Consider the following 25,522-nt stretch of genomic DNA (forward strand, 5'->3'; position numbering starts at 1 on the left):
TCGCTTCCCGTCCGCCGCAGATCGTGAACCCGACATCACCGTTTCTGATGAGGAGAAGATCCCATGACCCTTTCCAAGGATTCCGAGAGCCGGAGTCCGGCCGTCCGCCAGCTTCGCCTGGTCGTCGAGGCCGAGGACTATGAAGCCGCCCTCGCCTTCTACCGGGACGCTCTGGGCCTGCCCGAGCAGGCCGCCTTCTCCGGTGGGGACGGCGCCCATGTGACGATCCTCGATGCCGGCCGGGCCACGCTGGAGATCGCGAACCCCGCGCAGAAGAGGATGATCGACGATGTCGAGGTGGGCCGCCAGGTGGCTCCCAAGATCCGGGTCGCGTTCGAAGTCGATGACGCTCAAGCCACCACCGATCGGCTGCTCTCGGCCGGTGCCGACCAGGTCGCGCCGCCCACCGTCACGCCGTGGCAGTCGCTGAACGCGAGGTTCGACGCGCCTGCCGGTCTCCACATCTCGGTGTTCCAGGAACTGCGCAGCCTCCAGGAGCGCGAGTCGCTCGACGGCTTCGGGACCGAGGAGGGGCGGCAGGCGGATGCCGGCACCGATTCCTGAGCCGCTGCTGCTCCGCAACGTCCGGCTGCTCGATTCCGCGGATCTGGTCGACGTTTACCTGGAAGGCGGGCGTATCGCCGCGATCGGTGACGTCCCGGCCGCCGCCCCAAGACAGATCATCGACGCGCAGGGAGGCCTGCTTACGCCTGCCTTCGTCGAACCGCACTTCCACATCGACAAGGCACTGACCTTTCCGCAGTTGCCGCCGACGGACCACGGGAAGGCGCTGGACGCGGCGTTGGAACGCACCCGACGCGTCAAGTCACGGTTCACCCGGGACGACCTGTGGGCGCGAGCGACCCGGGCGATCGAACTCGCCGTCGGCCACGGCGTGGGGACGTTGCGCGCGCACGTGGACGTCGACCCGGTGGGTGGCCTGCTGGCGTTGCGCGTCATGGCGGAACTCCGCGAACGCTACCTCGACGTGATCGACATCCAGCTGGTGGCCTTCCCGCAGGAGAGCATCGTCCGGGACGGCGCCGCTCTCCGCCTGCTCCGGACCGCCCTCACTTCGGGAGCGGACGTGCTCGGCGGCGCACCGGACGTGGAACTGCCGGAGGACAGGAGCCGGCACATCGAGCTGCTCGTCGAGCTCGCGCGCGAGCTCGACGTGGATCTCGATGTGCACTGCGACTACAGCTACGACCCGCAGCAGCGCGACCTCAAGCTGCTCGCGGACAAGACGATCGAGGCCGGCCTGGTGGGTCGGGTCCGGGCGGGACACTGCTGCGCGCTGGATTCATACCCTGACGCGGTCGCGGCGGAGGTCATCGCGGCGATTCGGGCGGCCGAGATCGACATCTGCATCTGCCCGATGGGCAACCTCCTGCTGGTCGGTGATGAGATTCCGCCGCGGGGGAGGGGAGTGGCCCGGCTGAGGACGCTCCTCCACCACGGGGTGCGCGTCGCCGCCGGCAGCGACAACATGCATGACATGTGGTTTCCCTTCGGGCGGTTGGACCCGGCGGAGGTGGCGATGGTGACCGCCGTGGCCGCTCAGCTCGGGTCGGATCGGGAGATCAGACAAGTCTTCGACATGGTGACGGTCAACGCCGCTCACTACGTGCGTGCACCAGCCGACGGCGTCCGGGTGGGCGCGGTGGCGGACCTGGTCGTGTTCTCCGCCAGTTGTCTACCGGACATCCTCCGAAACGCTCCGGGCCGCCGGACCACCATCAAGCGCGGGCGCGTGGTGGGCGGAGCCGAATCGCGGGTCTGGCTGGCGCAACCGCCCGCGTCATGATCTACGGGAGAGCGGAAGGCGCTTGGACAGGACGGCTCGGCGGCGACGATTGAAGTCCCTATTAACAGCAGGTTTCCACCGTGACACATGTTGATTGCTCATTACGCCAGTGAGTTACATGTAACGAACGCACAGCCACGGATCGTCAAAGTGCGTAACGCGCGATTCCTACATTCGAGTCCTCGCCACCGAATGTAGGAGGAACGATGGCGCGCTGGATCGCCGATTGGCACCCCGACGACAAGACCTTCTGGGAAGGCTCCGGCAAGCGGATCGCCCGGCGCAATCTCGTCTTCTCGATCCTGGCCGAGCACCTCGGGTTCACGGTGTGGACGCTGCTGAGCATCGTGGCCGCCAAGATGGGCGCCTACGACTTCTCCACCGACCAGCTCTTCTGGCTGGTGGCGCTGCCCAACCTCGTCGGCTCCGTGTTGCGTGTCCCCTACACGTTCGGCCCGGCCAGGTTCGGTGGCGCCACGTTCACCACGGTCAGCGCGTTGCTGCTGGTCATCCCCACGGTGCTGCTCGGGCTGGCGGTCAGCGACCCGGGCACCCCGTACTGGATGTTCCTGGTGATCGCGGCGCTGGCCGGGGTCGGCGGCGGCAACTTCGCCTCCAGCATGGCGAACATCACCTACTTCTACCCGCGCTCGCGGCAAGGGGTGGCGCTCGGGCTGAACGCGGCCGGCGGCAACATCGGGGTCAGCTCCGTGCAGCTGGTCATGCCGCTGGTGATCGGCGGGTTCGGGCTGGCCGCCGCGGGCTGGTTCTGGGTGCCGCTGGTCGTCGTGGCCGCCGTCTGCGCCTGGTTCTTCATGGACAACCTGGCGGTGGCCAAGGCCAAGCCGCGCGAGCAACTGGCGGTGGCCGGGCGGGCGCAGACGTGGATCATGTCGTTCCTGTACATCGGCACGTTCGGCTCGTTCATCGGCTACTCGACGGCCTTCCCGCTGCTGGCCAAGAGCCTGTTCCCCGGCTCGCCGTGGGCGGCGGTGGCCTTCGTCGGCCCGCTGATCGGCTCGCTGATCAGGCCGGTGGGCGGCTGGCTCGCCGACAAGAAGGGCGGGGCGCCGGTGACTCTGCTGAACTTCGCCGCCATGGGCGTCGGAGTGGTCCTGGTCTGGCTCGGCAGCACCTCGGGCAACTTCTGGATGTTCTTCCTGTCCTTCCAGGTGCTCTTCCTCACGGCGGGCATCGGCAACGGCTCCACCTACCGGATGATCCCGGCGATCTTCCAGGCCAAGGCCGTGGCCGAGCGCGGCACCGGCGAGGAGGCCCTGATGTACGGCAAGCGGCAGGCGTCCGCGGCCATCGGGATCATCTCCGCGGTCGGAGCGCTCGGCGGGTTCCTCATCAACCGCGCGTTCGGCATGTCGTTCGCCCAGACGGGCAGCCCGGCCACCGCGTTCGTCGGGTTCGGCGCCTTCTACGTGGCCTGCTTCACGCTGACGTGGTGGTGCTACACGCGCAAGGTCGGCGTCTCGCTCGTCGGCAGCCTGGCCGACGCCCGTGTCTGAGGATCCCGTGGTGACCGCGACCCACTGCCCGTACTGCGCTCTTCAGTGCGGCATGACGATCACGGCCCGGGGATCCGAGATCACGATCACTCCGCGCACCGACGTCCCGGCGAACTCCGGCGGCGCCCTGTGCCAGAAGGGCTGGACGGCGGCCGACCTGCTGACCAACGGCGAGCGCCTGACCACGCCGCTGCTCCACGGCCGGCCCGTGGCCTGGGACACCGCTCTCGACTACGTGGCCGACCGGCTGATCGCCATCCGCGCCGTGCACGGCCCCGACGCCGTGGCCGTGTTCGGCGGCGGCGGGCTGACCAACGAGAAGGCCTACCAGCTCGGCAAGTTCGCCAGGGTCGCGCTCGGCACCAGCCAGATCGACTACAACGGCCGCTTCTGCATGTCGTCGGCCGCGGCCGCCTCGCTCAGGGCGTTCGGGATGGACCGCGGTCTGCCGTTCCCGATCACCGACCTGGCCGAGACCGACGTCGTCCTGCTGGCCGGCGGGAACGTCGCCGAGACCATGCCGCCCTTCGTCCGCCACCTGACCGGGCCGCGGCTCATCGTCATCGACCCCCGCCGCACCGCGACGGCCAAGCTGGCCTGGCTGCACCTGCAGCCCACGCCGGGCACCGATCTGGCGCTCGCCCTGGGGATGCTGCACCTGGTCATCGCCGAAGGGCTCGTCGACGAGGACTACGTCGCGGCCAGGACCTCGGGCTTCGAGCAGGTCCGCACCTCGCTCGCCTCATGGTGGCCCGAGCGGGTCGAGCGCATCACCGGCGTGCCCGTCGCCCGGATGCGCGAGGCCGTACGGGCGCTCGCCGCGGCCGGACGGGCCGCCGTGCTCACCGGGCGGGGCGCCGAACAGCACGCCAAGGGCACCGACACCGTCACCGCGTTCATCAACCTGGCCCTGGCGCTGGGGCTGCCCGGCCGGCCCGGTTCCGGGTACGGCTGCCTGACCGGCCAGGGCAACGGCCAGGGCGGCAGGGAGCACGGCCAGAAGGCCGACCAGCTACCCGGCTACCGCAAGATCGACGACCCGGCCGCCCGCGAGCACGTCGCCGCGGTCTGGGGCGTACGGCCCGACGAGCTGCCCGGCCCGGGACGCTCGGCCTACGAGCTGCTCGACGCGCTCGGGACGCCCCAGGGGGCGCGCGCCCTGCTGGTCTTCGGCTCCAACCCCGTGGTGTCCGCGCCGCGGTCCGCGCATGTGACCGAGCGGCTCGACGCGCTCGACCTGCTGGTGGTCTCCGACATCGTGCTGTCGGAGACGGCCGCGCGGGCCGACGTGGTGTTCCCCGTGACGCAGTGGGCCGAGGAGACCGGCACCATGACGAACCTCGAAGGCCGGGTGCTCCTGCGCCGCCAGGCCGTACCCGCTCCCGAGGGGGTCAGGAGCGACCTGGAGGTCATCCGGGAACTGGCCGGACGGCTCGGCCACTGCTTCTCCGCCGAGCCGCGGGAGGTGTTCGACGAGCTGGGCCGGGCCAGCGCGGGCGGCGCGGCCGACTACGCGGGCATCACCTACGAGCGGATCACCGAGGAGACCGGCGTGTTCTGGCCCTGCCCGTCGCCGCAGGACCCCGGCCGCCCGCGCCCGTTCCTCGACTCCTTCGCCACCCCGGACGGCCGCGCCAGGTTCGTGCCCGTCGAGCACCGGCCCGCGGCCGAGGAGCCCGACGACGACTACCCCGTCTACCTGACCACCGGTCGCGTGCTCGCCCAGTACCAGAGCGGCGCGCAGACCCGCAGGATCGCCGCCCTGTCCAAGGCCGCGCCGGAGCCGTTCGTCGAGCTCCACCCCGACCTCGCCGAGCAGCTGGCCATCACCGCCGGAGACGTCGTGCGCGTGCTCAGCCGGCGCGGCGAGAGCACGGCGCTCGCCCGGATCAGCGACTCGATCAGGCGAGACACCGTCTTCATGCCGTTCCACTGGGAGGGCGCCAACCGCCTGACCAACCCCGCACTCGATCCGACATCGCGGATGCCGGAGTTCAAGGTCTGCGCCGTCAGGGTGGAGAAGATCGCATGAGGCTCGTCGTAGTAGGCAACGGGATGGCCGGGTCGCGGCTGGTCGGCGAGGTGCGGGCGCGTGATCCGCACCTGTCGATCACCGTGTTCGGCGCCGAGACCTGGCAGCCCTACAACCGGGTGCTGCTGTCGAACGTCCTGGCCGGGAGCTCGGGTCCCGACCAGGTACGGCTGCTCGACCCGAGCTGGTACGCCACCCACGACGTCGAGGCCGTCTTCGGCAGCGAAGTGGTGCGCATCGACCGGAGCGCCCAGACGGTGCACACCGCCGACGGCCGGAGCACGCCGTACGACATGCTGGTCCTGGCCACCGGCAGCCAGGCGGTCGTCCCGCCGGTGCCCGGAGCCGAGCTGGCGATCCCGTTCCGCACGCTCGACGACTGCCACCGCATCATGGAGGCGGCCGAGCGCGCGGGCCGGGCGGTGGTGGTCGGCGGCGGCCTGCTCGGCATCGAGGCCGCGCGCGGGCTGGCCGGGCGCGGCCTGCCCGTGACGCTGCTGCACCTGGCCGGCCACCTGATGGAGCGGCAGCTCGACGCCGAGGCCGGGCTGGTGCTCGGCGAGACGCTCACCGGGCTGGGCGTGGACATCCGCACCGGCGTGTCGGCCGAGGCGATCCTGGAAGAGGGCGTCCGGCTGGCCGACGGCGAGCTGGTCGAGGCCGACCTCGTCGTGCTGGCCTGCGGCGTGCGGGCCGTGACGGGGCTGGCGAAGGAGTCGGGCCTGTCCGTACGGCGGGGCATCCTCGTGGACGACGAGATGCGTACCGAGGACCCGGCGGTGTTCGCCATCGGCGAGTGCGCTGAGCACGACGGCACCGTCTACGGCCTGGTCGCCCCCGCCTGGGAGCAGGCGGCCGTGGCCGCCGAGGTCATCACCGGCGGCAAGGCGCTCTATCGGGGCTCGCGGCTGGTGACCAGGCTCAAGGCCAGGAGCGTCGAGCTGGCCGCGATGGGCGAGACCCAGCTCACCGAGGAACACGCCGAGGTGGTGCGCTTCACCCATCGGGCCCGCGGCACCTACCGCAAGCTGGTCATCCGCGACGGCCGGCTGGTCGGCGCGATCCTGCTGGGCGACACCGACGCCGTCGGCACGCTCACCCAGCTCTTCGACCGAGGTGGGCCGCTGCCGGGCGACCGCGCCGGGCTGCTGTTCCCCGGGCTGGCGACGGTCACCGTGGCCGACAGCCCGGTGCTCATGCCCGACGCGGCGAAGGTCTGCCAGTGCAACAACGTGACCAAGGGCCAGATCAGGGCGTGCTGGGAGGCCGGCGCGCGGGACGTGGCCGCGGTGGCGTCCGCGACCAGGGCCACGACCGGATGCGGGACCTGCCGGGATGCCGTGGAAGGCATCGTCGGCTGGCTGTGTGAGCAGGAAGGGATCTCGGCATGAACAGGATCGTCGTCGTCGGTTACGGACCCACCGCCCATCGGCTCGTCGAAACGCTGTACGAGCGGGGCTTCGACGGCCGGGTCACGGTGATAGGCGAGGAGCCCCGCCCCGCCTACGACCGGGTCGCGCTGACCTCCTACCTGTCGGGGATCAGCGTCGAGGACCTCACCTATCCGGTGCCGCCGGGCACGGTGACCAGGCTCGGCGGGCGCGTCACCGGGATCGACCGCGAGGCCCGCACGGTCACGCTGGCCGACGGGTCGGCCGAGCCGTACGACGTGCTCGTGCTGGCGACCGGGTCGGCGCCGTTCGTGCCGCCGGTGCCGGGCGCTGAGCACGCCTACGTCTACCGGACCATCGACGACCTTGACGCGATCAGGATGGCCGCCAAGGACGCGACCGAGGGCGTGGTGGTCGGCGGCGGGCTGCTCGGCCTGGAGGCCGCCGACGCGCTGCGCGGGCTGGGGCTCAAGACGCACATCGTGGAGATGAGCCCCTGGCTGATGCCCCGCCAGGTCGACGAGGGCGGCGGCTCGGTGCTCAAGGGCCACATCGAGGCGCTCGGGCTCAGCGTGCACGCGGGCGCGGGCGTCCAGGAGATCGTCGCCGGCGAGCGCGGCGTCACCGGGCTGCGCAAGCCCGACGGCACCCTGCTGGACGCCCAGATCGTCGTCTTCTCCGCCGGGATCAGGCCGCGCGACGAGCTCGCCCGGACCAGTGGGCTGGACGTGGGCGAGCGGGGCGGCATCACGGTGGACGCCGGGATGCGTACGTCGGACCCGGCGATCTACGCGATCGGCGAGTGCGCGCTGGCGGGCGGCATGGTGTACGGGCTGGTCGGGCCATGTTTCACCATGGCGGAGGTGGCCGCGGACCGCATCCTGGGCGGGGCCGCCACCTTCGACGGGGCCGACCTGTCGACCAAGCTGAAGCTGCTCGGCGTCGAGGTGGCGCAGTTCGGCGCGATGGACGGGGCGCTCGACGTCACGTACATGGACCCGGTGGCCGGCGTCTACAAGAGGCTGTTCATCAGCGACGACGCCAAGACGCTGCTCGGCGGCATCTGCGTCGGCGACGCCTCGCCGTACTCGGCGCTGCGCCCCTTCGTCGGCAAGCCGCTGCCCGCGGCGCCGTCCGACCTGCTGTTCAGCGGGTCGGGAGCCGAGCTGGACCTGCCCGACGACGCGCAGGTGTGCTCGTGCAACAACGTCAGCGCGGGGACGGTCCGCACCGCCATCGCCGACAAGGCGCTCACCGACGTTCCCGGGATCAAGGCGTGCACGCGGGCGGGCACCACCTGCGGGAGCTGCGTGCCGATGCTCAAGCAGCTCCTGGAGAAGTCCGGGGTCGAGGTGAGCAAGGCGCTGTGCGAGCACTTCACCTACTCCAGGGCCGAGCTGTACGACATCGTCAAGGTGCGCGGCATCACCACGTTCTCGGAGCTGATCTCCGCGCACGGCGAAGGCCGGGGCTGCGACATCTGCAAGCCGGCCGTGGCCTCGATCCTCGCCTCGCTGCACAACGGGCACGTCCTCGACGGCGAGCGGGCGGCCTTGCAGGACACCAACGACGCCTTCCTCGCCAACATCCAGAAGAACGGCACGTACTCGGTCGTCCCGCGCATCCCCGGCGGCGAGATCACACCGGACAAGCTCATCGTGATCGGCGAGGTGGCCCGCGACTTCGGCCTCTACACCAAGATCACCGGAGGGCAGCGGATCGACCTGTTCGGCGCCCGCGTCGAGCAACTGCCGCAGATCTGGCGGCGGCTCGTCGACGCCGGGTTCGAGTCCGGCCACGCCTACGGCAAGGCGCTGCGGACGGTGAAGTCGTGCGTCGGATCCGCCTGGTGCCGCTACGGCGTCCAGGACTCCGTCGGCCTGGCCATCGACCTGGAGCTGCGCTACCGCGGCCTGCGCGCGCCGCACAAGCTCAAGTCGGCCGTGTCCGGCTGTGCCCGCGAGTGCGCGGAGGCCAGGTCGAAGGACTTCGGGATCATCGCCACCGAGCAGGGCTGGAACCTGTACGTCGGCGGCAACGGCGGGTTCAAGCCGCGCCACGCCGACCTGCTGGCGGCTGATCTGAGCACCGAGGAACTGATCAGGACGATCGACCGGTTCGTCATGTTCTACATCCGCACCGCCGATCGGCTGCAACGCACCGCCGCCTGGCTGGAGTCGCTCGACGGCGGCCTCGACTACCTGCGGCAGGTGATCATCGACGACTCGCTGGGGATCTGCGCCGAGCTGGATGCCCAGATGGAGTACCACGTCGCCACGTACGTGGACGAATGGCAGACGACCATCGACGATCCGGAGAAGCTCGGCCGGTTCGTCAGCTTCGTGAACGCGCCGGGGGTTCCCGACCCGTCGATCGTCTTCGAGACCGAACGCGACCAGATCAAGCCGGTGGAGGTGGCGGCCCGATGAGTAGCTGGATTCCCGTCTGCGGGTATCAGGCGTTGCTGCCGGAGCGCGGGGTGTGCGCTCTGGTGGACGGACGGCAGGTGGCCGTCTTCCGTACCTACGACGGAACAGTGCACGCGATCGACAATCTGGACCCGTTCAGCGGGGCGCAGGTGTTGTCGCGGGGCATCGTCGGCACTCGGCGGGGGGAGCCCACCGTGGCGTCGCCCCTGCACAAGCAGGTGTTCTCGCTGGTGAGCGGGGAGTGCTTGGACGAGCCTGGGTTCGCTGTGCCGGTTTATCCGATCCGGGTGGACGGTGGGCTGGTGCAGGTGGGGATGGGCGTTTAACGGCCATCCTTTGGAAGGCCCGGCGAGGCGGGCCGGTCACGCTCATCGAGCGCGACCGGGTCGCCTCTTTGGGCTTTAGGGCTCGGCCATCATCTCCGACGGTGGGTACACGTGCGCGGTCTGATGTCCCACCGGCAGGACACAGCGCCGTTCGGAGTCGATGCTGTCGCAGCGCTCCGCATCGTCGCGTTGCGGCAGAGGCTCGGGTTCGGTGCTCAGGCTCGTCTCCAGGTGCGGCACTCGTTGGACGCTATCGGCGACCCGGCGGCGCTTTGGTCGCGGCCCGGCAACGATCCAACCTCTGAACGATCTCATCAACTCTTGTGAAGGTTACTGTGAGCAATCCCCGTGGCTGGGGCGGGGGGTGGTAAAAGGGTTGTCCGAAGTGGATAAATGGTGCATTAGGGGCGAGTGTTGGGGGGAATCACCCCGCTATGAGCACAAATTCCCAGGCCAGAGCACTCCTGTTGGCGGCAGTCGTCCCGGCGATGCTCGTCACGGGCTGTGCCGCGGGCGGTAACGATATGCATCTGATGGGCGCGGTGGCGAGCCCGGTCTCGCCCATGCCCTCGGAATCAGGCCCGACGCCGGCCGAGTCGGAGACGGGCACCATGAGCCCGATGCCGTCCGAGTCGGGCACCATGAGCCCGGAACCGTCGGGCTCCGAGATGACCTCGCCGCGCGCGGCGGTACAGGCGTACTTCGACGCGGCCAAGGCCGGTGACGCGGGTCAGGCCGCCGACGCGTTCACCTCCGACGGCATGGCCGCCGTAGCGGGCAAGCCGACCGCGGAGGGCACCGAGGCGCTGCGCAAACTGTTCGAGGACGAGTTCAAGGCGAAGGCCGATCGTACGCACAACTTCGACGAGACGCGGACGTTCGGGAGCGAGGCGGCCTTTGTCCGCACCACCAGCAAGGAGGGTGACGAGACGTACCGCGAGTTCTTCCTCCTCAAGAAGGCCGACGGTGAGTGGAAGATCGACCGCTTCATGGACAACGAGCCGACCTGAGCGGGTCGGTGACGCGCCTGCCTGTCAGCGGCCGATCCCCAAGCCCAGTGTCAGTCCGGTGGCCGTGTCTGTGGCCTGCGAAGGCCCCTGATGGATTGCCTGCCGGAACCAGCCCAAGCGTGACCATGGCCGCCACGACGGCGGCCATGGCCGCGCCGGAGACCGGACCGTGCGCCACGCCGAAGTCATTCGCCACCGCCTGGGCGTGACAAGGCGTGACTTTCGCGTGACAGGGCGGGCACATCGCGATATGACTTATCCAAGGAGTCCTCGACCAAGCGGAGCCGCGTGTCCAGCGACCAGGGTGAGGCGCCGGGCAGCCCGGGCATGGACCGCGGTGAGGCCCGGTTGGCACGGGATCATGCGCGGCGTGGCGCCCGGGCATAGTGCGGCTGTCGGACCCGTGGACCCGCCGCCTGATCGGACGTCCGGCGTCCGGCGACTTCTTCCGCATGACGGCACTGGCCTGGACTGTGAAATCAGTAAGACCCCTAACGGCGTCCTCAATAACCAGCAGACCCTCACCAATATCAACGGTCTGCCCTCCTCGTCCAGTCGGCGCCACCCGGCTGGACCGTCGTCGCCGTCGTGCAGACCTACCTGTGCGTGTACGCCCGAGGCGGCGGGGTCGGCGACAACGCCGTATCGATCCGCAAGCTCTGAGCCCGACGGTCACCGAGCCTGACACCCCGGCCGAGGAGGTATCAGGCTCTGCGTCCGCCGCTTGGCGACGACATGATCGAACTGTCGTGGGCCGGCAAACTACCGCCGGCGGCGCTCAGCCGAAGAAGTTGTAGGCACGGTTTATCCTTCCTCCCTCCATGCTCACGACTCCGTAACCGGTGGCCAGAGGAGTGGCGGAGGCATCAGGCTGGACGAGGTGCCAGGAGAACAGGGCCAGATCATGGTGCGTGCTGATCACCTTGGTCACCGCGAGCACAAGGTTGCCGAGTTTCTCCTCACGCGCGTGGCCGATGGCCGCTGCGATGTTGTCGCGGCCTTCGGCCGTCCAGTCGGGGTCGATGACGGTGGCGTTCTCCGTGAAGATCGCCTCGATAGTGGCGTTGCGATGGGCACGATCCAGGTCGTTCCAGGCGGCGAAATAGGTGTGGACGATGCCGTCGACGGGCTCGCTCATTATGTGATCTTCTCTGTGTCCGCTGCTGTTTGAGAGGTGGGGCGGCGGCTCAGTAGCCGATGGTGAAGCGTCGCTGGACGAAGCGAGGGAGTTCGGCCTCGTCGATGAGGGCGACGGCGGCGTCCTCCGAGGAGATGCGGCTGCGTCCGTCGGCGTCGAGGACCGCCTGGTCGCCGCCCAGCCGGAACCGGCCGGTGCGCAGGCCGGGGGCGATGTCCTCGGCCGGGCTGAAGTAGGTCCAGAGTCGGTTGGACGTGCGCAGGACGTTCAGGGCGTCCCGATGCCCGCGTACGGCGGCGGCGTACTCCCTCGGCAGCCCCAGCTGGTCGAGGCTCTTGTGCAGGAGTTCGTCGGAGTCGGCTCGTACGAGGCCAGGCTCGATCTCCAGGCTGCCGGCGCCACCGATCACGATCAGCCGCGTCCGGAGGTGGCTCTCCAGCGCCTTGACCAGCGCTCGGGCGGCGGCGGCGTAGACCGTGGGATCAGCGATCGAACGCGACACGGTGTCGGCGAAGTCGTCGGCGGCGTTGCCGGGCTGGTATCCGCTGATCAGTACGTCCAGTCCGGGCAAGATCGCGGCGATGCTTTCGGCGTCGAGGACGTCGACGCTCTTCCAGACCACGTTCTCTCGCTCTTCGCTGATCCGGCCGGCGTCACGGGTGAGCGCTGTGACGTGATGCCCCCGGTGGAGGGCTTCGGTGACGACTCGGCTGCCGATGCCGCCGGTGGCACCGATGATTCCGATGTGCATGGGGCTCCTTGTTCGAATTTGTGTGGCGCGCAGAAACTATACGCCGTGAAGTTTAAATACGCGACACAGTCCAGTGACGCTGTAGAGTGTCGGCTGTGGGAAGCACGGGAGGACGCCGCGAACGGCTGCGGGTCGAGACGACAGCGGAGATCAAGCAGGTCGCGCTCAAGCTGATGGCCTCGGACGGACCCGACGCGATAACGCTGCGGGCCATCGCCCGCGAGATGGGCATGACCGCCAATGCCATCTACGGCTACTTCGCCACCCGCGACGACCTGGTCACCACGCTGATCAACGAGGTGTACACAGCGCTGGCCAACGCGGTGGACACCGCATGGGCCAGTGCCCCTGCCGCGGATCCCGCCCATCGGATTCAGACGTGGGCGCGGGCCTTCCGGGGCTGGGCCCTGGCCAACCCCCAGGGATTTCGCCTCATCTATGGCGACCCCGTGCCCGGCTACCAAGCCCCCGAGGGGGGCGCCGCCCCGGACGCCGCGTACCGGGTCTGCACAGGCATCGCCGCCCTCGCGGACGCCGCCTGGCCGCACGCCGAGCACCTCTACGCGGGCAGCGACTTCCAGTGGCCCGACTTCGACGGCGGGCTGCTCAGCAAGGTCCGCCCGGCATTCCCCGACCTGCCGCCGGCCGGCGTGGCACTCGCACTGCGCATCTGGGGCCACCTGCACGGCCTGGTGTCACTGGAGATCTACGGGCACCTGCGCACCCAGACGATCAGCCCCGAAAAGCTCTTCCAAGAAGAACTGGCCCAGCTCGTCCGGTCGCTGGGCATCACGTCCGAGGGGTGACGGCCCTCGGCACCGAGAAACCGCCGGACGGCGATCCACCACCCAGGTCATGGCCTCGCGGTCGAGAGCCGGATCGGTGCCGGCGATGAGCGTGAACTGGGTCAGGAGCACCGCCCGTCTTGTGGCTAATGAGGTGCTTTGGGACGCGCGGTGGGACGCGGCGCGACCTAGCCTGGGGGCATGCAGGATCTTTCGGGGTTCCAGCATCCGCGCTTCGCCCGCTTGTACGAGCGGCTCAGCGCCGAGGCCGAGCGGAACGGCATGGCCGGGCTGCGCCGCCGGCTGCTGTCCGGGTTGACCGGCCGGGTGGTGGAGGTGGGCGCCGGCAACGGGATGAACTTCCCGCACTATCCTCCGCAGGTGCGCGAGGTCGTCGCCGTCGAGCCCGAGGACCACCTGCGTGCGCTCGGCGAACGGGCCGCGGCCCCGGCGCCGGTGCCCATCACGGTGGTCCGGGGGCATGCCGGCGCGTTGCCGTACGACGCCGGGTCGTTCGACGCGGCCGTGGTGTCGCTGGTGCTGTGCTCCGTCCCCGACCAGGCCGTGGTGCTGGCCGAGGTAGGCAGGGTGCTCAAGCCGGGTGGTGAGCTGCGCTTCTTCGAGCACGTACGTTCGGCGAACCCGGTCCGCGGCGTGCTGCAGGACCTCATCACCCCGCTGTGGCGGCTGATGGCCGGAGACTGCCGCCCCAACCGGGACACCGCGGCGGCCATCCGGGACGCGGGGTTCGTGATCGAGGACATCGACCGGTTCGTCCACAAAGCGACCCCGGGGTCGCCGGCCATGGCCCATATTCTGGGGCTCGCCCGCAGACCCTAGGAGCGGTCGCCGCCCGGCAGGCGCGGGGTGATGCGGCGAAGAGCCTCCTCGCTCCTCGCCGTTGTCTCCCATTGTGTGCCGTCGGCTTGGCTGCTGTGCGCTGTGGGGCTAACTACTATTTACGGTAGTTTTTCGATGGCTGGGTGTTGCTCTGGAGTGAGCCGTGTGAAGGTTGATACGGTGGAGGTTGGCTCACTATCGCACTTAGTAGGCAGCTGGGGTGTGATCGATGCAGGCGTTCTTGGCGGTGCTCGGTCTGGTGGCCCTTGTCGTCGTGGGTGCGGCCGGGGTGTACGCCGTTTCGCTGGTCGTGGCGCCCCGGGGGACGTTGCGGGTGGGGCCGTACCTGTCGGGCGGGCGGCCTCGGGAGCACGCGCTGTCCCGGTTCCACGTCCGCTGGTACGCGGTGACGCTCGTCTTCCTCGCCTTCGACATGGAAATGATCTTCATGTACCCGTGGGCGCTGGTGGTGGCCGAGGTGGGGGGCGTGGCGCTGGTGGAGATGTTCGCGTTCCTCGGGTTGCTGATGGTCGGGGTCGTCTACGCGTGGCGGGAGGGGGCGTTCCGGTGGGTTTGAGCGGGTGGCTGATGCGGTGGGCGTCCGTGCGGCCGCTGGTCGTCACCGGGGTGTACGGGACGCGTACGCGGCTGTTGGTCGAGGCCGAGATGGCGCGCCGGGGGTGGGCCGTCGCCCTGTCGCCGGGGGAGGCGAACCTGGTCGTGGTGTGCGGTGTGCCGGGGGAAGGGCTGGCGCAGGCGATACGGGTCGTCTGGGAGGAGGTCGCGGGTCCCCGGGCGCTCGTGGAGCTGCTGTCCGATGCCACGCCCGACGTGGTCGTGGCGGCGCTGGACGGGGCTGTGGTGGCGCTGGCCGATGAGCCCGGACAACGTCGTGCGGCGGCGGAACGAGAGCCGCCTTCCTGGCCGATGGACCACGGCATGGACCACGGTGGGATGGGTCACGGTGGGCATGAGCATCACATGGGGAGTCCCGGTGGGGTGGCGATGGCCGATCGGGGGCCGGATCGGGACGGGCTCAAGCTCGATCGGCTCCACGTTCCGCTGGGGCCGGTGCTCGCGGACTGGCCCAGCGGGCTGGTCGTGGAGACGGTGCTTCAGGGTGACGTGATCCAGCAGGCGACCGTCCATGTCGTGGGTGGTGTCGCGGGTGGGGTGAGTTTCTGGGATGAGCCCTGGGTGGCCGCGTTGGAGGGGCGGCCGGTGACGCGTGGGGAGGCGGAGCGGCGCAGGGCCGCGTCACACCTCGACAGCATTGGGCGGCTGCTGGCGGTGGCCGGGTGGCCCTCGGCGGCCATGGAGGCCAGATGGCTGCGGGACCGCACGTTGGCGGGGGAGTCCCGAGCCGACCTGAGCCGTGACCACGCCCGGTTCGCGCGGCGGGTGCGGCGGTCGAAGATCCTCGCCTGGATGCTGCGTGGCGTGGGAACCAGCGCGGGACCCGGCGCCTCGCCGGAGGAAGACGTGCTGAGTCGGCTGCGTCGGTGGCTGGACCGTACCGGAGACGCCATGAGCGCGCTGGACGACACGACGCCGCTCGTAGGGGACGACGGGCCGAGAGGCCCCGTGGGGGAGCGGCCGTCGGCGGCGGCGCTGGCCGTGCTTCCCCGGTTGCTGGACGGAGCCGAGCTGGCCGCCGCCCGCCTGATCGTGGCCGGGCTCGACCCCGACCTCGACCAGCTCGCCCAGGAGCCGCTCCATGCCGTCTGAGGTCCTCGGGCTGGCCGCCGCGCTGGCGGCGCTCGTATGGGGCGCGGCGGCACTCGACGCCCGCCTGGGCGCATCCCCGCAGTCGCGGCTGGTGGGCGGGGGTGTGGCTCGGCCGTGGCGGGAGGCGGCTCGGCTGCTGGTGCAGCAGCGGCGCCGCACGCTGCTGCCCGACGTCCTGCTCACCCGCATCGGCGTCCTGACGCTGCTCCTGGCCCCCGTTCTGGCTGCCACCGTGCTGCCCCTCGGCGGGGCGCCGGTGGCGGACCTGGACGTTGGGGTCGTGTGGTTCAACGCCATGGAGGTGTGCGTCTGGGCGGCCCTCTGGCTGATCGGCTGGGGCGCCAACTCCGTGTACCCGCTGATCGGCGCCTACCGGTACGTCGCGCAGGGGCTGGCCTACGAGCTGCCGCACATGTTCGCTCTGATCACCGTCGCCGTGGGCGCGGGGTCGCTGCGGATGACCGACATCGTCCAGGCGCAGCACGGCCTCTGGTACGCCGTCCGGATGCCCGTCGCCTTCCTCGTCTACCTGGTCTCGGCGCTGGCCATGGCGTTCTGGGGGCCGATGGGGCAGCCGCTCGGCCGTGACCTCGCCGGGGGAGTGCCCGCGGAGCTGTCCGGTGCCGATCGGCTGCTGTTCCTGGCCGGACGGTACGCGGTGCTCGTGGTGGTCGCCGCCGCGGCCGTGCCCCTGTTCCTCGGGGGCGGCGCGGGGCCGTTGCTGCCCGCCTGGGCGTGGACGCTGGTCAAGACCGTCGCCGTGCTGGTCCTGCTGGTCGTGGCCAGGCACCGGCTGCCGGCCGTACGGATGGATCGGTTCATGGGCTTCTCCTGGCTGGTGCTGATCCCGCTCACGCTGGCGCAGTTGCTCGTGGTCGGGATCGTGGTGCTGCCATGAGCGTCGCCTTCTGGGCTCTCGCCGTGCTGGCGGTGGCGGCCGGGGTCACGGTGTTCGTGGTGGACTCGATGGCGCGGGCGACCTTCGCGCTGCTGGCCTCGCTGCTGGCCGTCGGCGGTACGTTCCTGCTGATCGACCTGCGCTACCTCGGCGTGCTGATCGTGCTGATGATGGTCATGGAGATGATGATCATGGCTGTCTTCATGATCATGTACATGATGAACCCGGCGGGGCTGATGCCGATGAAGATGGTGCACAACAACCGGGTCGCCGCGATCATCGCCGGGACCGTGTTCGTGCTGCTGGCGGCGGGGACGCTGTTCACCCCCTGGCCGGCCGCGAAAGAACGTCCGGGCGGCGACCCCACCCACGCGCTCGGCCTGTCGATCATGGGGCCGAAGATGCTCGTGATGATGGTCATCGGCGTCGCGATCCTGGCCACGATGATCTCCACTGTGGTGCTCGCCACGCACAAGGGGCGCTACGACCGATGACTCTCCAGGGCTTCCTGCTGCTCGCCGCCGCGCTCTTCGCGGTCGGCCTGTACGGCGCGCTGTCCCAGCAGTCGATCGTCATGCTCATGATGGGCCTCGAACTCATGATCAACGGCCTGATCGTGGCCGGCGGCGCCTTCTGGTACTACCTCGCCCCCCAGAACGCCGACGGGCAGGTGCTGGTGCTCGTCGCCGTGACCGTGATGGCGCTGGAGATGGCGGTGGGGTTCGCCGTGGTGACCGCGATATTCCGGGCGCGCGATGTGGACACGACGGACGACGCCGGAGATCTCAAGGAATGAACGCCCTCCTCTGGCTGCTGCCCGCCCTCCCCATCACGATGGGTGCCGTCCTCCTTCTGGTACGGCGGGCCGCCAGGTCGGCGGCCGTCACCACGGCCGTCGCGACGCTGGGGCTGGCCGTCTACGCGGCGGTGGCGCGGCCCCGGGCCGGCGCGCGGCTGCTGTTCGACTCCGGGCTGGCCGTGGACGGGCTGTCGGCGGCGATGGTGGTGACCGTGGCCGGGGTGGCGCTGGCCGTGCTGGTCTTCGCCGCCGGGGAGCTGCGCGAGGCGCGGTTCTTCGGGCTCATGCTGATCTTCGTCGGCGCCATGCTGCTGACCGTGACCGCCACCGACCTGGTGCTGCTGCTCATGGGGTGGGAGGTCATGGGCGCGATGTCGTACGCGCTCATCGGCTACTGGTGGCACGACGGTGAGCGGGTGCGCTCGGCGACGATCGCGTTCGTCACCACCCGGGCGGGCGACCTCGGCCTGTACTTCGCCGCCGGTGCCGCCTTCGCGGGCGCGCTGGCCGCCACCGGCAACGGGAACGGGGCGTTCGCGCTGGCCGTACTGTCCGGTGATCCGGCCCCGTGGCGGGATCTGATCGCGGCCGGGATCGTGGTGGCGGCGCTGGGCAAGTCGGCGCAGGTGCCGTTCTCGTTCTGGCTGTCGCGGGCGATGGCCGGGCCCAGTCCGGTGTCCGCGCTGCTGCACTCGGCGACGATGGTGGCCGCCGGGGCGTACCTGCTGCTGCGTGTCCAGCCGCTGCTGGCCGCGACCGGGTGGGCGGCGGCGGTGGTGGCGTGGGCCGGGGCGGTGACCGCGCTGCTGCTCGGGGCCGTCGCCGTCGCGCAGCGGGACCTCAAGCAGTTGCTCGCCGCCTCCACCTGTACCCAGATCGGGTTCATGGTGCTGGGCGCGGGTGTGGGGGCGGTGCCGGGTGGTGCGGCGCAGCTGGTGGCGCACGCGGCGGTCAAGAGCCTGCTGTTCCTCGGGGCCGGGGCGTGGCTGGCGGCGCTCGGTACCAAGGACCTGACCGGGCTGCACGGGGCCGCGCGGCGATATCCGCTGGTCGGCGTCACGTTCGGGATCGGGGCGCTGGCTCTGGCCGGGGTGCCGCCGCTGTCGTTGTGGCTGACGAAGGACGCGGTGCTCGGGGCGGTGCGTGAGCCGGTGCTGTACGGGGTGGCGTTCGCGGGTGCGCTCCTGGGTGCCGCCTACGCCGCCAAGGCGCTGGTGGCCGTCTGGCGGCCCGTCGACGCGGGCACCCGTGACGACACCGAGCAGCCGGGCACCCGGCGGGTGGGGGTGCTGGAACGGCTGCCGCTGCCGGTGCTCGCGCTGGGTGCGGTCGTGCTGGGGCTGCCCGTCCTGGCGGGCGATGGATGGCACCTGACCGCCGGTGAGCTGGCCCTCTCGGGGACGCTGGCGGCGGCCGTGGTGCTCGCCGTCGCCTTCGCGACACGGAATCGGTGGGACGCTGTGCCGGGCGAGGCTGTACGTCGGGCGGTCGCGATGCCGGGCCCGCGAGGGTTGCTGGCCGGTTGGTTGTGGTTGGAGAAGGCCGCCGTCGCTCTGGTGTGGCGGCCGTTGACGGCCGTGGCCGGCGGGGCCGCGTGGTTCGACGATCGGGTCGTCGACGGCGCCGTCAACGCCGTACCCCGGCTGGGGATGGCCGCCGCGCGCCTGGCGCGCAGGCCGTTCGAGTCGGGAATCGACGGTGCCGTACGGGCGGTGGCGGGCGCGGCCGGACGGCTCGGCACGCTGGCCCGGCGTCCGCAGACCGGCCAGGTACACCTGTATTTCGCCCAGGCCGCCGTCGCGCTGATCGTGCTGGCCGTCGTGTTCGTGCTGGCGAGGTGAGCGTGCTCGATATCGTGATCTTCCTTCCCCTGGTGGCGGCGGCGCTGCTGCCGGTGATCCCGCGAGGGAAGGCCGCCGGATGGGTGTGGGTCGGCGTCGCCGCGCTGGACCTGGCCCTGGTCGTCGCCATGTGGGCGGGCTACGAGGGCGGCATCGGCTACGAGACCAGGCTGCGCTGGATGCCGTCCGTGGGCGCGGGCTATCACGTCGGCGTCGATGGGCTGTCGCTGCCGTTGATCGCGATGACCGCGCTGCTGTTCCTGGTCTGCGCGGTCTACTCGCTCGGGGAGACCACGAGGGCGTACGCGGCGTTGTTCCTGTTCCTGCAGACGGTCTCCATCGGCCTGTTCGCGGCGCTCGACCTGCTGCTGTTCTTCGTCTTCTTCGACCTGTCGATCGTCGGCATGTACTTCGTGATCGTCGGTTGGGGGCACGGCGACAGGACCCGATCGGCGCTCAAGTTCTTCCTGTACACCTTCCTCGACTCCCTGGCCCTGCTGCTCGGCTTCATCGGCCTGTACCTCGGCGCCGAGCCGCACACGTTCGACATGGTCGACCTCACCACGAACCCTCCCAAGGCCGGAGCCCTGGTCCTGCTCGCGATCGGTGTGGGCCTGGCGATCAAGACGCCGACCGTCCCCGTGCACACCTGGCTGCCGCCCGCCCACACCGACGCGCCCGCCACCGGCTCGGCCATCCTCGCCGGGGTGCTGCTCAAGATGGGCACGTACGGCTTCGCCCGCATCGCGATGCCGATGCTGCCGCAGGTGTGGCGCGAGTACGCCTGGGTGATCATCGTGATCGGCGTCACCGGAGTCCTGTATGGCGCGCTGGTCGCCCTGGCCCAGGAGAACCTGAAGCGGCTGATCGCCTACACCTCCGTCAACCACATGGGTTACATCGTCCTGGCGCTGGGCGCGGCCGGGCTGAGCGCTCCGACGCAGGCCAGGGAGCTGGCGGTCAGCGGCGCGGTCACCCAGATGGTCAGCCATGGCCTGCTCACCGGGGCGCTGTTCCTGATCATCGGCATCCTGTGGGACCGGGCCCAGAGCTACGAGATCAGCAAATTTGGCGGTATGCCGCCGGTGCTGACCGGGCTGATGGCGGTGGCCGCGTTCGGCTCGCTCGGCATTCCCGGCCTTTCCGGATTTGTCGCGGAATTTCAGATCTTCACTGGCGTTATCGGTTCGGGTGCCGTGATCTCCGGTGCGCTGGGCATCGTGGGCATCCTGATCACGGCCGCGCTGTTCCTGCGCGTCCTGCACCGCGCCTTCCTGGGCCGTCCCGGTGAGCTCACCGTCCTGGTCACCGACGTACGCCCGCGCGAACTGGCCGCCATCGCCCCGCTGCTGATCCTGTCGCTGATCATCGGCATCGCCCCCCGCTGGCTCCTCGACCTGATCGAACCCGCCTCCGCCGCCATCGTGAACCTGGTCAGCCGGTGACCGAGAACCCGCTCGACCTGCTCCCCGAGCTGCTGATCCTGCTGGGCGCGGTGGCGGGCCTGCTCACCGGCCTGTTCCTGCCGAGGCACCGGCAGTGGATCGCCGCCTGGATCTGCGGCCTGGCCCTGACCGGCGCCACGGTGACCACCGCCCTTGTCATGAAAAATCCGGACATGATGGCGTTCGCTGCCTACGCCGTGGACTCCCTCACGAACGTCACCAGGGCCACGGTCGCGGTCGCCACCCTGCTCGTGATCATCCTGACCACCGGCTGGGCCCGTGGGCACCGCCGCGAGACCGAGGTCTACACGCTGCTCCTGCTGGCCGCGCTCGGCACCGTCCTGATGGCGGGCGCCGACGACCTGCTCGTGCTCGTCGCCGCGTACCTGCTCGCCAGCATTCCCGCGTACGCCCTGGCGGGCTTCGGCAAGGACGCGCCCGGCACCGAGGCGGCGCTGAAGTACTACCTGATGGGCGCGTTCCTCGGCGTGCTCATGCTGGCGGGCGTCACGCTCGTGTACGGCACGGCGGGCGCCACGGCCTACCCCGGCCTCCACGCGCCGGTCGTGGGGGTGATCCTGCTGCTGGCCGGGCTGCTGTTCAAGGCCGGGGGCGTGCCCGCGCACTTCTGGGTGCCCGACGTCACCGAGGGCGCCTCCCGGCCGGTGGCCGCGTTCGTCACCACGGTGCCGAAGATCGGCGCGCTCGTGGCGCTGTTCCGGCTGTCCGGCGCGGTGTTCGACGAGCCCGCGCTGATCGCGGTACTCGCCGTGGCCACGATGACGCTGGGCAACCTGGCCGCCTTCCACCAGGACAACGTGCGCCGCCTGCTCGCCTACTCCACGATCAGCCAGGCCGGGTACCTGCTGGTGCCGGTCGCCATGGCGGGCCGTACCGGCCTCGCCTCGACGGCGCTGCTGTACTACGTGGCCGCGTACGCGATCACCAACCTGGGCGCGTTCGCCGTGGTCGTGTCCTTGGGCTCCGACCGGCTCGGGGACTACGCGGGGCTGGCCAGGCGGTCGCCGTGGGCGGCGTTCGCGCTGGTGGTGTGCCTGCTGGGGCTGATCGGCACGCCGCCGACCGGGGTGTTCGTGGGGAAGCTGCTCGTCTTCGCGGCGGCTTGGGACGGCGGTTATGCCTGGCTGGCCGTGGTGGTGGCGGTGAACACGGTGGCCAGCGTCTTCTACTACCTGCGCTGGATCCGGCCGGTCTTCGCCGGGGAGGGCGACGGGGGGTCGGCTCGGGGGTGGCTCGCGCCGGTCATCGCCGTGGCGTCGGTGGTGTTCGGGCTGGCGGGCGGGATCGTCCTGCTGGTGTTGCGGTAGCGGGGCGCGTGATCCAGCCGTCAGAGCTCGCGTTCCTGCTGGTCGAGGATAGCGACCGAGATCGCCACGGCGGCGCCGGGAGCGCGGTCCTCGATCGCCCGCAGCAACTCCTCGTGCGAGCCGTCGAGCACCAGCGCCGCCTGCTCCATGTGGCGGACGCTGTCGCGCAGCGCGTCGCTCATGCTCCGGTAGAGGTCGCTGAGCAGCGGGTTGTGCGCCGCGTCGGCCACCCGGAGGTGGAAATCGACATCCGCGTCGGCGAACGCGTCCACGTCCCCCGCCCGCCCGGCCGCGTCCCGCCGTACCAGCGCCTCGCGCATGCCGGTGAGGTCCTCTTCGGTCCGCTTCCCGGCGGCCAGCCGGGCGGCCACCAGATCGAGGCCGCGCCGCACGTCGATGATGTCCATCGCGGCCGCCTTGGCGATCCGCCTGCCCAGCGCGACCTGCGACTCGTCGATCGCGGTGACGTAGGTGCCGTCCCCCTGGCGGGTGGTCAGGAGCCCGGAGTGGGCGAGCACGCGTACGGCCTCACGGACCGAGAGCCGGCTCATGCCAAGGCTCTCCGCGAGCCGCAGCTCAGACGGGATCTTCGTCCCCACCGGCCAGGCGCCGCTGGTGATCTCCCTGCGGAGCTCCTCGATCGCGGCATCCACAAGGGAGGTCCGCGCCACGTTTCGCATGAGCCGTTCGCCGATTCTCAGTGGTTGCTTAGTAGGGCACCGTATCGCAAGCGGCGGCTCGCTCACCGCCATGCTCGGCATCCAGAGCCCGGCCTCCGCTGACGCCGCAACCGACTCGAGGCTTCTCTCGCTCACGTCGCGCTCGCTCTTCGCACGCGTGGCGTCACGGCATCGCCGCCCGTAAGAGCGACCCGGGTGCGGCGGGCCGGGTCCCACGGGGGCGGCGAGTGTCCGTGACCTTCCGTACGATCATCGGCGGGTAGCGTTCGCTGACAAGGCCGTCTATATCGGTCCAACACGCCCCCGCAAGTAAACGCACCGGATCTTGTCAGGCCCCCTGCCGGGTGAGAGATTGCGGGTACTTTGGCGCCCACCCGTCTCGGAGGACACGCGTGTCACAATTACGCCCGGCCCTCGTCGCCGTCGCCCTCACCCTGGCGATCGCGAGTCCCGCGCAAGCGGCCGCCGGCCCCAGGATCACCGTTGAGAACGGCCGCACGCAGCCGGTCTTCTCCTACGCGGACGCCGTCCGCGAATACGTGTACGTCGAGTCGAGCGTCGACAGCGACTCCGATGGCCGGTTGGACCGGGTACGCGTTGACATCATCAGGCCCAAGGAGTCCGGCCCGGGGCTCAAGGTGCCGGTGATCATCGACGAGAGCCCGTACTACGACAATTCTGGACGCGGCAACGAGGCCGAGCGGAAGGTCTACGACGCCGCCGGGAATGTCACGAAATTTCCGCTCTTCTATGACAACTACTTCGTGCCGCGCGGCTACGCCGTCCTGAACGTCGACATGCTCGGCACCACCAGGTCCGACGGCTGCCCCGACATCGGTGGCAAGGCGGACGTCCTGGGCGGCAAGGCCGTCGTGGACTGGCTGAACGGCCGGGCCAAGGCCTACCGCGCGGACGGCACCCAGGCCGTGGCCGACTGGACCACCGGCAAGGCCGGGATGATCGGCAAGTCCTATGACGGCACGCTGGCCAACGCCGTGGCCGCCACCGGCGTGCGCGGCCTCGAGACGATCGTGCCGATCTCGGCGATCAGCTCCTGGTACAAGTACCAGCGCTCGAACGGAGTGGTCTACAACTACGACTACGCCTCCTGGCTGGCCAACTACGTCGACACCGACCCCGAGGCCAAGTGCCAGGCCGTACGGGATCGCATGGACGCCGAGGACGGCGACGACACGGGCGACTACAACGCGTTCTGGGCCGAGCGCGACTACATCAACGGCCTGCTCGGCGACGTCTCCAAGGTCAGGGCCAGCGTCTTCGTGGTGCACACCGCCAACGACCTGAACGTCAAGCCGGACAACTTCTCCACCTGGTGGCAGGCCCTGGCCAAGCGGAACGTACCGCGCAAGATCTGGGTGGGCCAGTACCAGCACGTGGACCCGTTCGACTTCGAGGGCCGCAGGGACGTGTGGGTGGACACGCTGCACGGCTGGTTCGACCACTGGCTGCAGGGCGTACGCAACGAGGTCATGAACGCCCCGCGCGCCGACGTGCAGACCGGCCCGACGCAGTGGATCACCCAGCGCGACTGGCCGGCGCCGCTGGCGGCGAACGTCGCGCTGCGGCCGGCCGCCGACGGCTCGCTCGGCCTCGTCCCGGCCAGGCGCGATGCCAGTGCCTCCTTCACCGACGTGGCGCTCGAGGAGGAGGAGATGATCGCCGACGTCGGTACGGCCAAGCCGGGCCGGGTGGCGTTCACCAGCGGCGCGCTCCCGCTCGACCTGCGCCTGTCCGGTGCGCCCACGGCCGACCTGCGGGTCAAGCTCGACAAACCGGACGCCAACCTGACCGCCCTGCTCGTCGACTTCGGCGACGCCACCCGCGTCGACTGGCGGCGCGGCCAGGGCATCACCACGCTCACCGAAGAGGACTGCCACGGCGACAGCACGGCCGCCGACGACGCTTGCTACCGCAAGGTGGCCACGAACACGGTGACGCGGCCCGCCGAGATCGTCGCCCGCGGCTGGATCGACGTGCGGAACCGCGACTCGCTGAGCACGGCGTCGCCCCTGCCCGTCGGGACGTGGGGCAAGGTCAAGTGGCAGACGCTGCCGCACGACTACACCTTCAGGAAGGGGCACCGGATCGCCCTGATCGTCGCGGGCACCGACACGACGTACACCTCTGAGGCGGGTACGGGGGCGAACGTCACGCTCGACCTGGCCAGGAGCAGCGTGATCGTGCCGTTCACGCAGGGGGCGCCGATGGTGGACGTGCCGAAGGACACGGGCCAGTTCCGCGGACCGGCGCGGATCGACCTGCCGGAGCCGGAGAACACCTTCTTCTAAAAACCGGTCAGCCGGTGGCGGACCTGTCCGCCACCGGCTGGGCGTCTCGGCTACGAACGCTTACGAGCGCTGGGCGTCCGGCATCGGCTCGGCGGGTGCGTCCGTGACGACGAGTGGCGGCGCCTCGAGATCGCGGGCCCTCGGCAGTCGCGGCACCCAGAACTGCCCGATCGCCACAGCGACCGCGGCCAGCACGAAGACGGCCACGAACAGCGGGCGTGGGTGGGTCAGCAGCAGCGTGGGCGCGATGATCGCGAGCAGGGCGGCCACGACCCGGGCGACGGCCATGGTGAGACCTTGGCTGGTGCTGCGCAGCAGGGTGGGGACGAGTTCCTGGGACCACACCTTGTACAGGGGTTCGCCCGCAAACTGGCTGCCGATGCCGAACAGGAAGGCGATCGCCAGCACGGCCGTCTGGGACACCCCGATCAGCGCGATCGGCGCCCAGCCGAGCAGGATGAGCAACGA

Annotated in this window: 23 protein-coding genes; 19 read left to right on the plus strand and 4 right to left on the minus strand. The window is 70.3% G+C overall.

Annotation, left to right across the window (positions count from 1 at the left end; genetic code table 11):
- The first annotated feature begins 63 nt into the window (after positions 1-63).
- The 8 genes from KLK06_RS13530 (at position 64) to KLK06_RS13565 (ending at position 10,512) form a co-directional block, all read left to right on the plus strand.
- The gene (locus tag KLK06_RS13530) at positions 64-564 is read left to right on the plus strand and encodes a VOC family protein (protein WP_214635773.1); all 501 of its coding nucleotides are present in this window, start codon (positions 64-66) and stop codon (positions 562-564) included.
- Positions 545-1,807, plus strand: a complete 1,263-nt coding sequence (locus KLK06_RS13535) for an amidohydrolase family protein (protein ID WP_214635774.1) — start codon at positions 545-547, stop codon at positions 1,805-1,807. Before KLK06_RS13530 ends, KLK06_RS13535 begins: the two co-directional genes overlap by 20 nt.
- Before the next feature lie 206 nt (positions 1,808-2,013).
- On the plus strand, positions 2,014-3,324 hold the full coding sequence (locus tag KLK06_RS13540; protein WP_214635775.1) for an MFS transporter: 1,311 nt from the start codon (positions 2,014-2,016) through the stop codon (positions 3,322-3,324).
- 10 nt (positions 3,325-3,334) lie between these two features.
- Positions 3,335-5,356, plus strand: coding sequence for a molybdopterin oxidoreductase family protein (locus KLK06_RS13545; RefSeq protein WP_214635776.1), 2,022 nt, complete (start codon positions 3,335-3,337; stop codon positions 5,354-5,356).
- Positions 5,353-6,747 (plus strand): FAD-dependent oxidoreductase, encoded by a 1,395-nt coding sequence (locus KLK06_RS13550; protein WP_214635777.1) that lies wholly within the window; start codon positions 5,353-5,355, stop codon positions 6,745-6,747. Before KLK06_RS13545 ends, KLK06_RS13550 begins: the two co-directional genes overlap by 4 nt.
- Complete coding sequence (nirB, locus tag KLK06_RS13555; RefSeq protein ID WP_214635778.1) at positions 6,744-9,176, plus strand: nitrite reductase large subunit NirB; 2,433 nt, start codon at positions 6,744-6,746, stop codon at positions 9,174-9,176. The genes KLK06_RS13550 and nirB overlap by 4 nt, the downstream gene beginning before the upstream one ends.
- Positions 9,173-9,502, plus strand: a complete 330-nt coding sequence (nirD, locus tag KLK06_RS13560; protein WP_214635779.1) for a nitrite reductase small subunit NirD — start codon at positions 9,173-9,175, stop codon at positions 9,500-9,502. The genes nirB and nirD overlap by 4 nt, the downstream gene beginning before the upstream one ends.
- A 434-nt stretch (positions 9,503-9,936) precedes the next feature.
- On the plus strand, positions 9,937-10,512 hold the full coding sequence (locus tag KLK06_RS13565; RefSeq protein WP_214635780.1) for a nuclear transport factor 2 family protein: 576 nt from the start codon (positions 9,937-9,939) through the stop codon (positions 10,510-10,512).
- Positions 10,513-11,290: 778 nt separating this feature from the next.
- Here the strand turns inward: KLK06_RS13565 and KLK06_RS13570 are convergent.
- Together KLK06_RS13570 and KLK06_RS13575 are read right to left on the minus strand one after the other, a co-directional pair.
- A complete protein-coding gene (locus KLK06_RS13570; RefSeq protein ID WP_214635781.1) occupies positions 11,291-11,650 on the minus strand; it encodes a nuclear transport factor 2 family protein in 360 nt (119 codons plus the stop codon).
- A 49-nt stretch (positions 11,651-11,699) separates the two neighbouring features.
- Positions 11,700-12,401 (minus strand): NAD(P)-dependent oxidoreductase, encoded by a 702-nt coding sequence (locus tag KLK06_RS13575; RefSeq protein ID WP_214635782.1) that lies wholly within the window; start codon positions 12,399-12,401, stop codon positions 11,700-11,702.
- 95 nt (positions 12,402-12,496) lie between these two features.
- Between KLK06_RS13575 and KLK06_RS13580 the strand changes: the two genes are divergently transcribed.
- The 10 genes from KLK06_RS13580 to KLK06_RS13625 all read left to right on the plus strand — a co-directional run bounded on the left by KLK06_RS13580 (position 12,497) and on the right by KLK06_RS13625 (position 22,065).
- Positions 12,497-13,207 carry a TetR/AcrR family transcriptional regulator gene (locus KLK06_RS13580; RefSeq protein ID WP_214635783.1) on the plus strand — a complete coding sequence of 237 codons (711 nt, stop codon included), beginning with the start codon at positions 12,497-12,499 and terminating at the stop codon, positions 13,205-13,207.
- Between the two features lie 180 nt (positions 13,208-13,387).
- On the plus strand, positions 13,388-14,026 hold the full coding sequence (locus KLK06_RS13585) for a class I SAM-dependent methyltransferase (RefSeq protein WP_214635784.1): 639 nt from the start codon (positions 13,388-13,390) through the stop codon (positions 14,024-14,026).
- Positions 14,027-14,255: 229 nt separating this feature from the next.
- On the plus strand, positions 14,256-14,603 hold the full coding sequence (locus KLK06_RS13590; protein ID WP_214635785.1) for an NADH-quinone oxidoreductase subunit A: 348 nt from the start codon (positions 14,256-14,258) through the stop codon (positions 14,601-14,603).
- Positions 14,604-14,614: 11 nt separating this feature from the next.
- Positions 14,615-15,754 carry a hypothetical protein gene (locus KLK06_RS13595; RefSeq protein WP_214635786.1) on the plus strand — a complete coding sequence of 380 codons (1,140 nt, stop codon included), beginning with the start codon at positions 14,615-14,617 and terminating at the stop codon, positions 15,752-15,754.
- On the plus strand, positions 15,744-16,652 hold the full coding sequence (locus tag KLK06_RS13600) for a complex I subunit 1 family protein (RefSeq protein ID WP_214635787.1): 909 nt from the start codon (positions 15,744-15,746) through the stop codon (positions 16,650-16,652). Before KLK06_RS13595 ends, KLK06_RS13600 begins: the two co-directional genes overlap by 11 nt.
- Positions 16,649-17,146, plus strand: coding sequence for an NADH-quinone oxidoreductase subunit J (locus KLK06_RS13605; RefSeq protein ID WP_214635788.1), 498 nt, complete (start codon positions 16,649-16,651; stop codon positions 17,144-17,146). Before KLK06_RS13600 ends, KLK06_RS13605 begins: the two co-directional genes overlap by 4 nt.
- Positions 17,143-17,448 carry an NADH-quinone oxidoreductase subunit NuoK gene (gene nuoK / locus KLK06_RS13610; RefSeq protein WP_214635789.1) on the plus strand — a complete coding sequence of 102 codons (306 nt, stop codon included), beginning with the start codon at positions 17,143-17,145 and terminating at the stop codon, positions 17,446-17,448. The genes KLK06_RS13605 and nuoK overlap by 4 nt, the downstream gene beginning before the upstream one ends.
- Entirely contained in the window at positions 17,445-19,292 is a 1,848-nt protein-coding gene (locus KLK06_RS13615) for an NADH-quinone oxidoreductase subunit L (protein WP_214635790.1), read from the plus strand. The genes nuoK and KLK06_RS13615 overlap by 4 nt, the downstream gene beginning before the upstream one ends.
- Entirely contained in the window at positions 19,289-20,737 is a 1,449-nt protein-coding gene (locus tag KLK06_RS13620; protein ID WP_308168225.1) for an NADH-quinone oxidoreductase subunit M, read from the plus strand. Before KLK06_RS13615 ends, KLK06_RS13620 begins: the two co-directional genes overlap by 4 nt.
- Positions 20,734-22,065, plus strand: coding sequence for an NADH-quinone oxidoreductase subunit N (locus tag KLK06_RS13625; protein WP_214635791.1), 1,332 nt, complete (start codon positions 20,734-20,736; stop codon positions 22,063-22,065). The genes KLK06_RS13620 and KLK06_RS13625 overlap by 4 nt, the downstream gene beginning before the upstream one ends.
- Before the next feature lie 20 nt (positions 22,066-22,085).
- Here KLK06_RS13625 and KLK06_RS13630 read toward each other — a convergent pair whose 3' ends face one another.
- The gene (locus tag KLK06_RS13630; protein ID WP_214635792.1) at positions 22,086-22,745 is read right to left on the minus strand and encodes a FadR/GntR family transcriptional regulator; all 660 of its coding nucleotides are present in this window, start codon (positions 22,743-22,745) and stop codon (positions 22,086-22,088) included.
- Between the two features lie 392 nt (positions 22,746-23,137).
- On the opposite strand from KLK06_RS13630, the gene KLK06_RS13635 reads away from it, so the two are divergent.
- Positions 23,138-25,054 (plus strand): Xaa-Pro dipeptidyl-peptidase, encoded by a 1,917-nt coding sequence (locus KLK06_RS13635; RefSeq protein ID WP_214635793.1) that lies wholly within the window; start codon positions 23,138-23,140, stop codon positions 25,052-25,054.
- Positions 25,055-25,114: 60 nt separating this feature from the next.
- Here the strand turns inward: KLK06_RS13635 and KLK06_RS13640 are convergent, their stop codons facing one another.
- Complete coding sequence (locus tag KLK06_RS13640) at positions 25,115-25,519, minus strand: hypothetical protein (protein ID WP_214635794.1); 405 nt, start codon at positions 25,517-25,519, stop codon at positions 25,115-25,117.
- Positions 25,520-25,522 lie beyond the last annotated feature (3 nt).

Source organism: Nonomuraea sp. NEAU-A123 (genome assembly GCF_018603905.1).
Taxonomy (GTDB): domain Bacteria; phylum Actinomycetota; class Actinomycetes; order Streptosporangiales; family Streptosporangiaceae; genus Nonomuraea.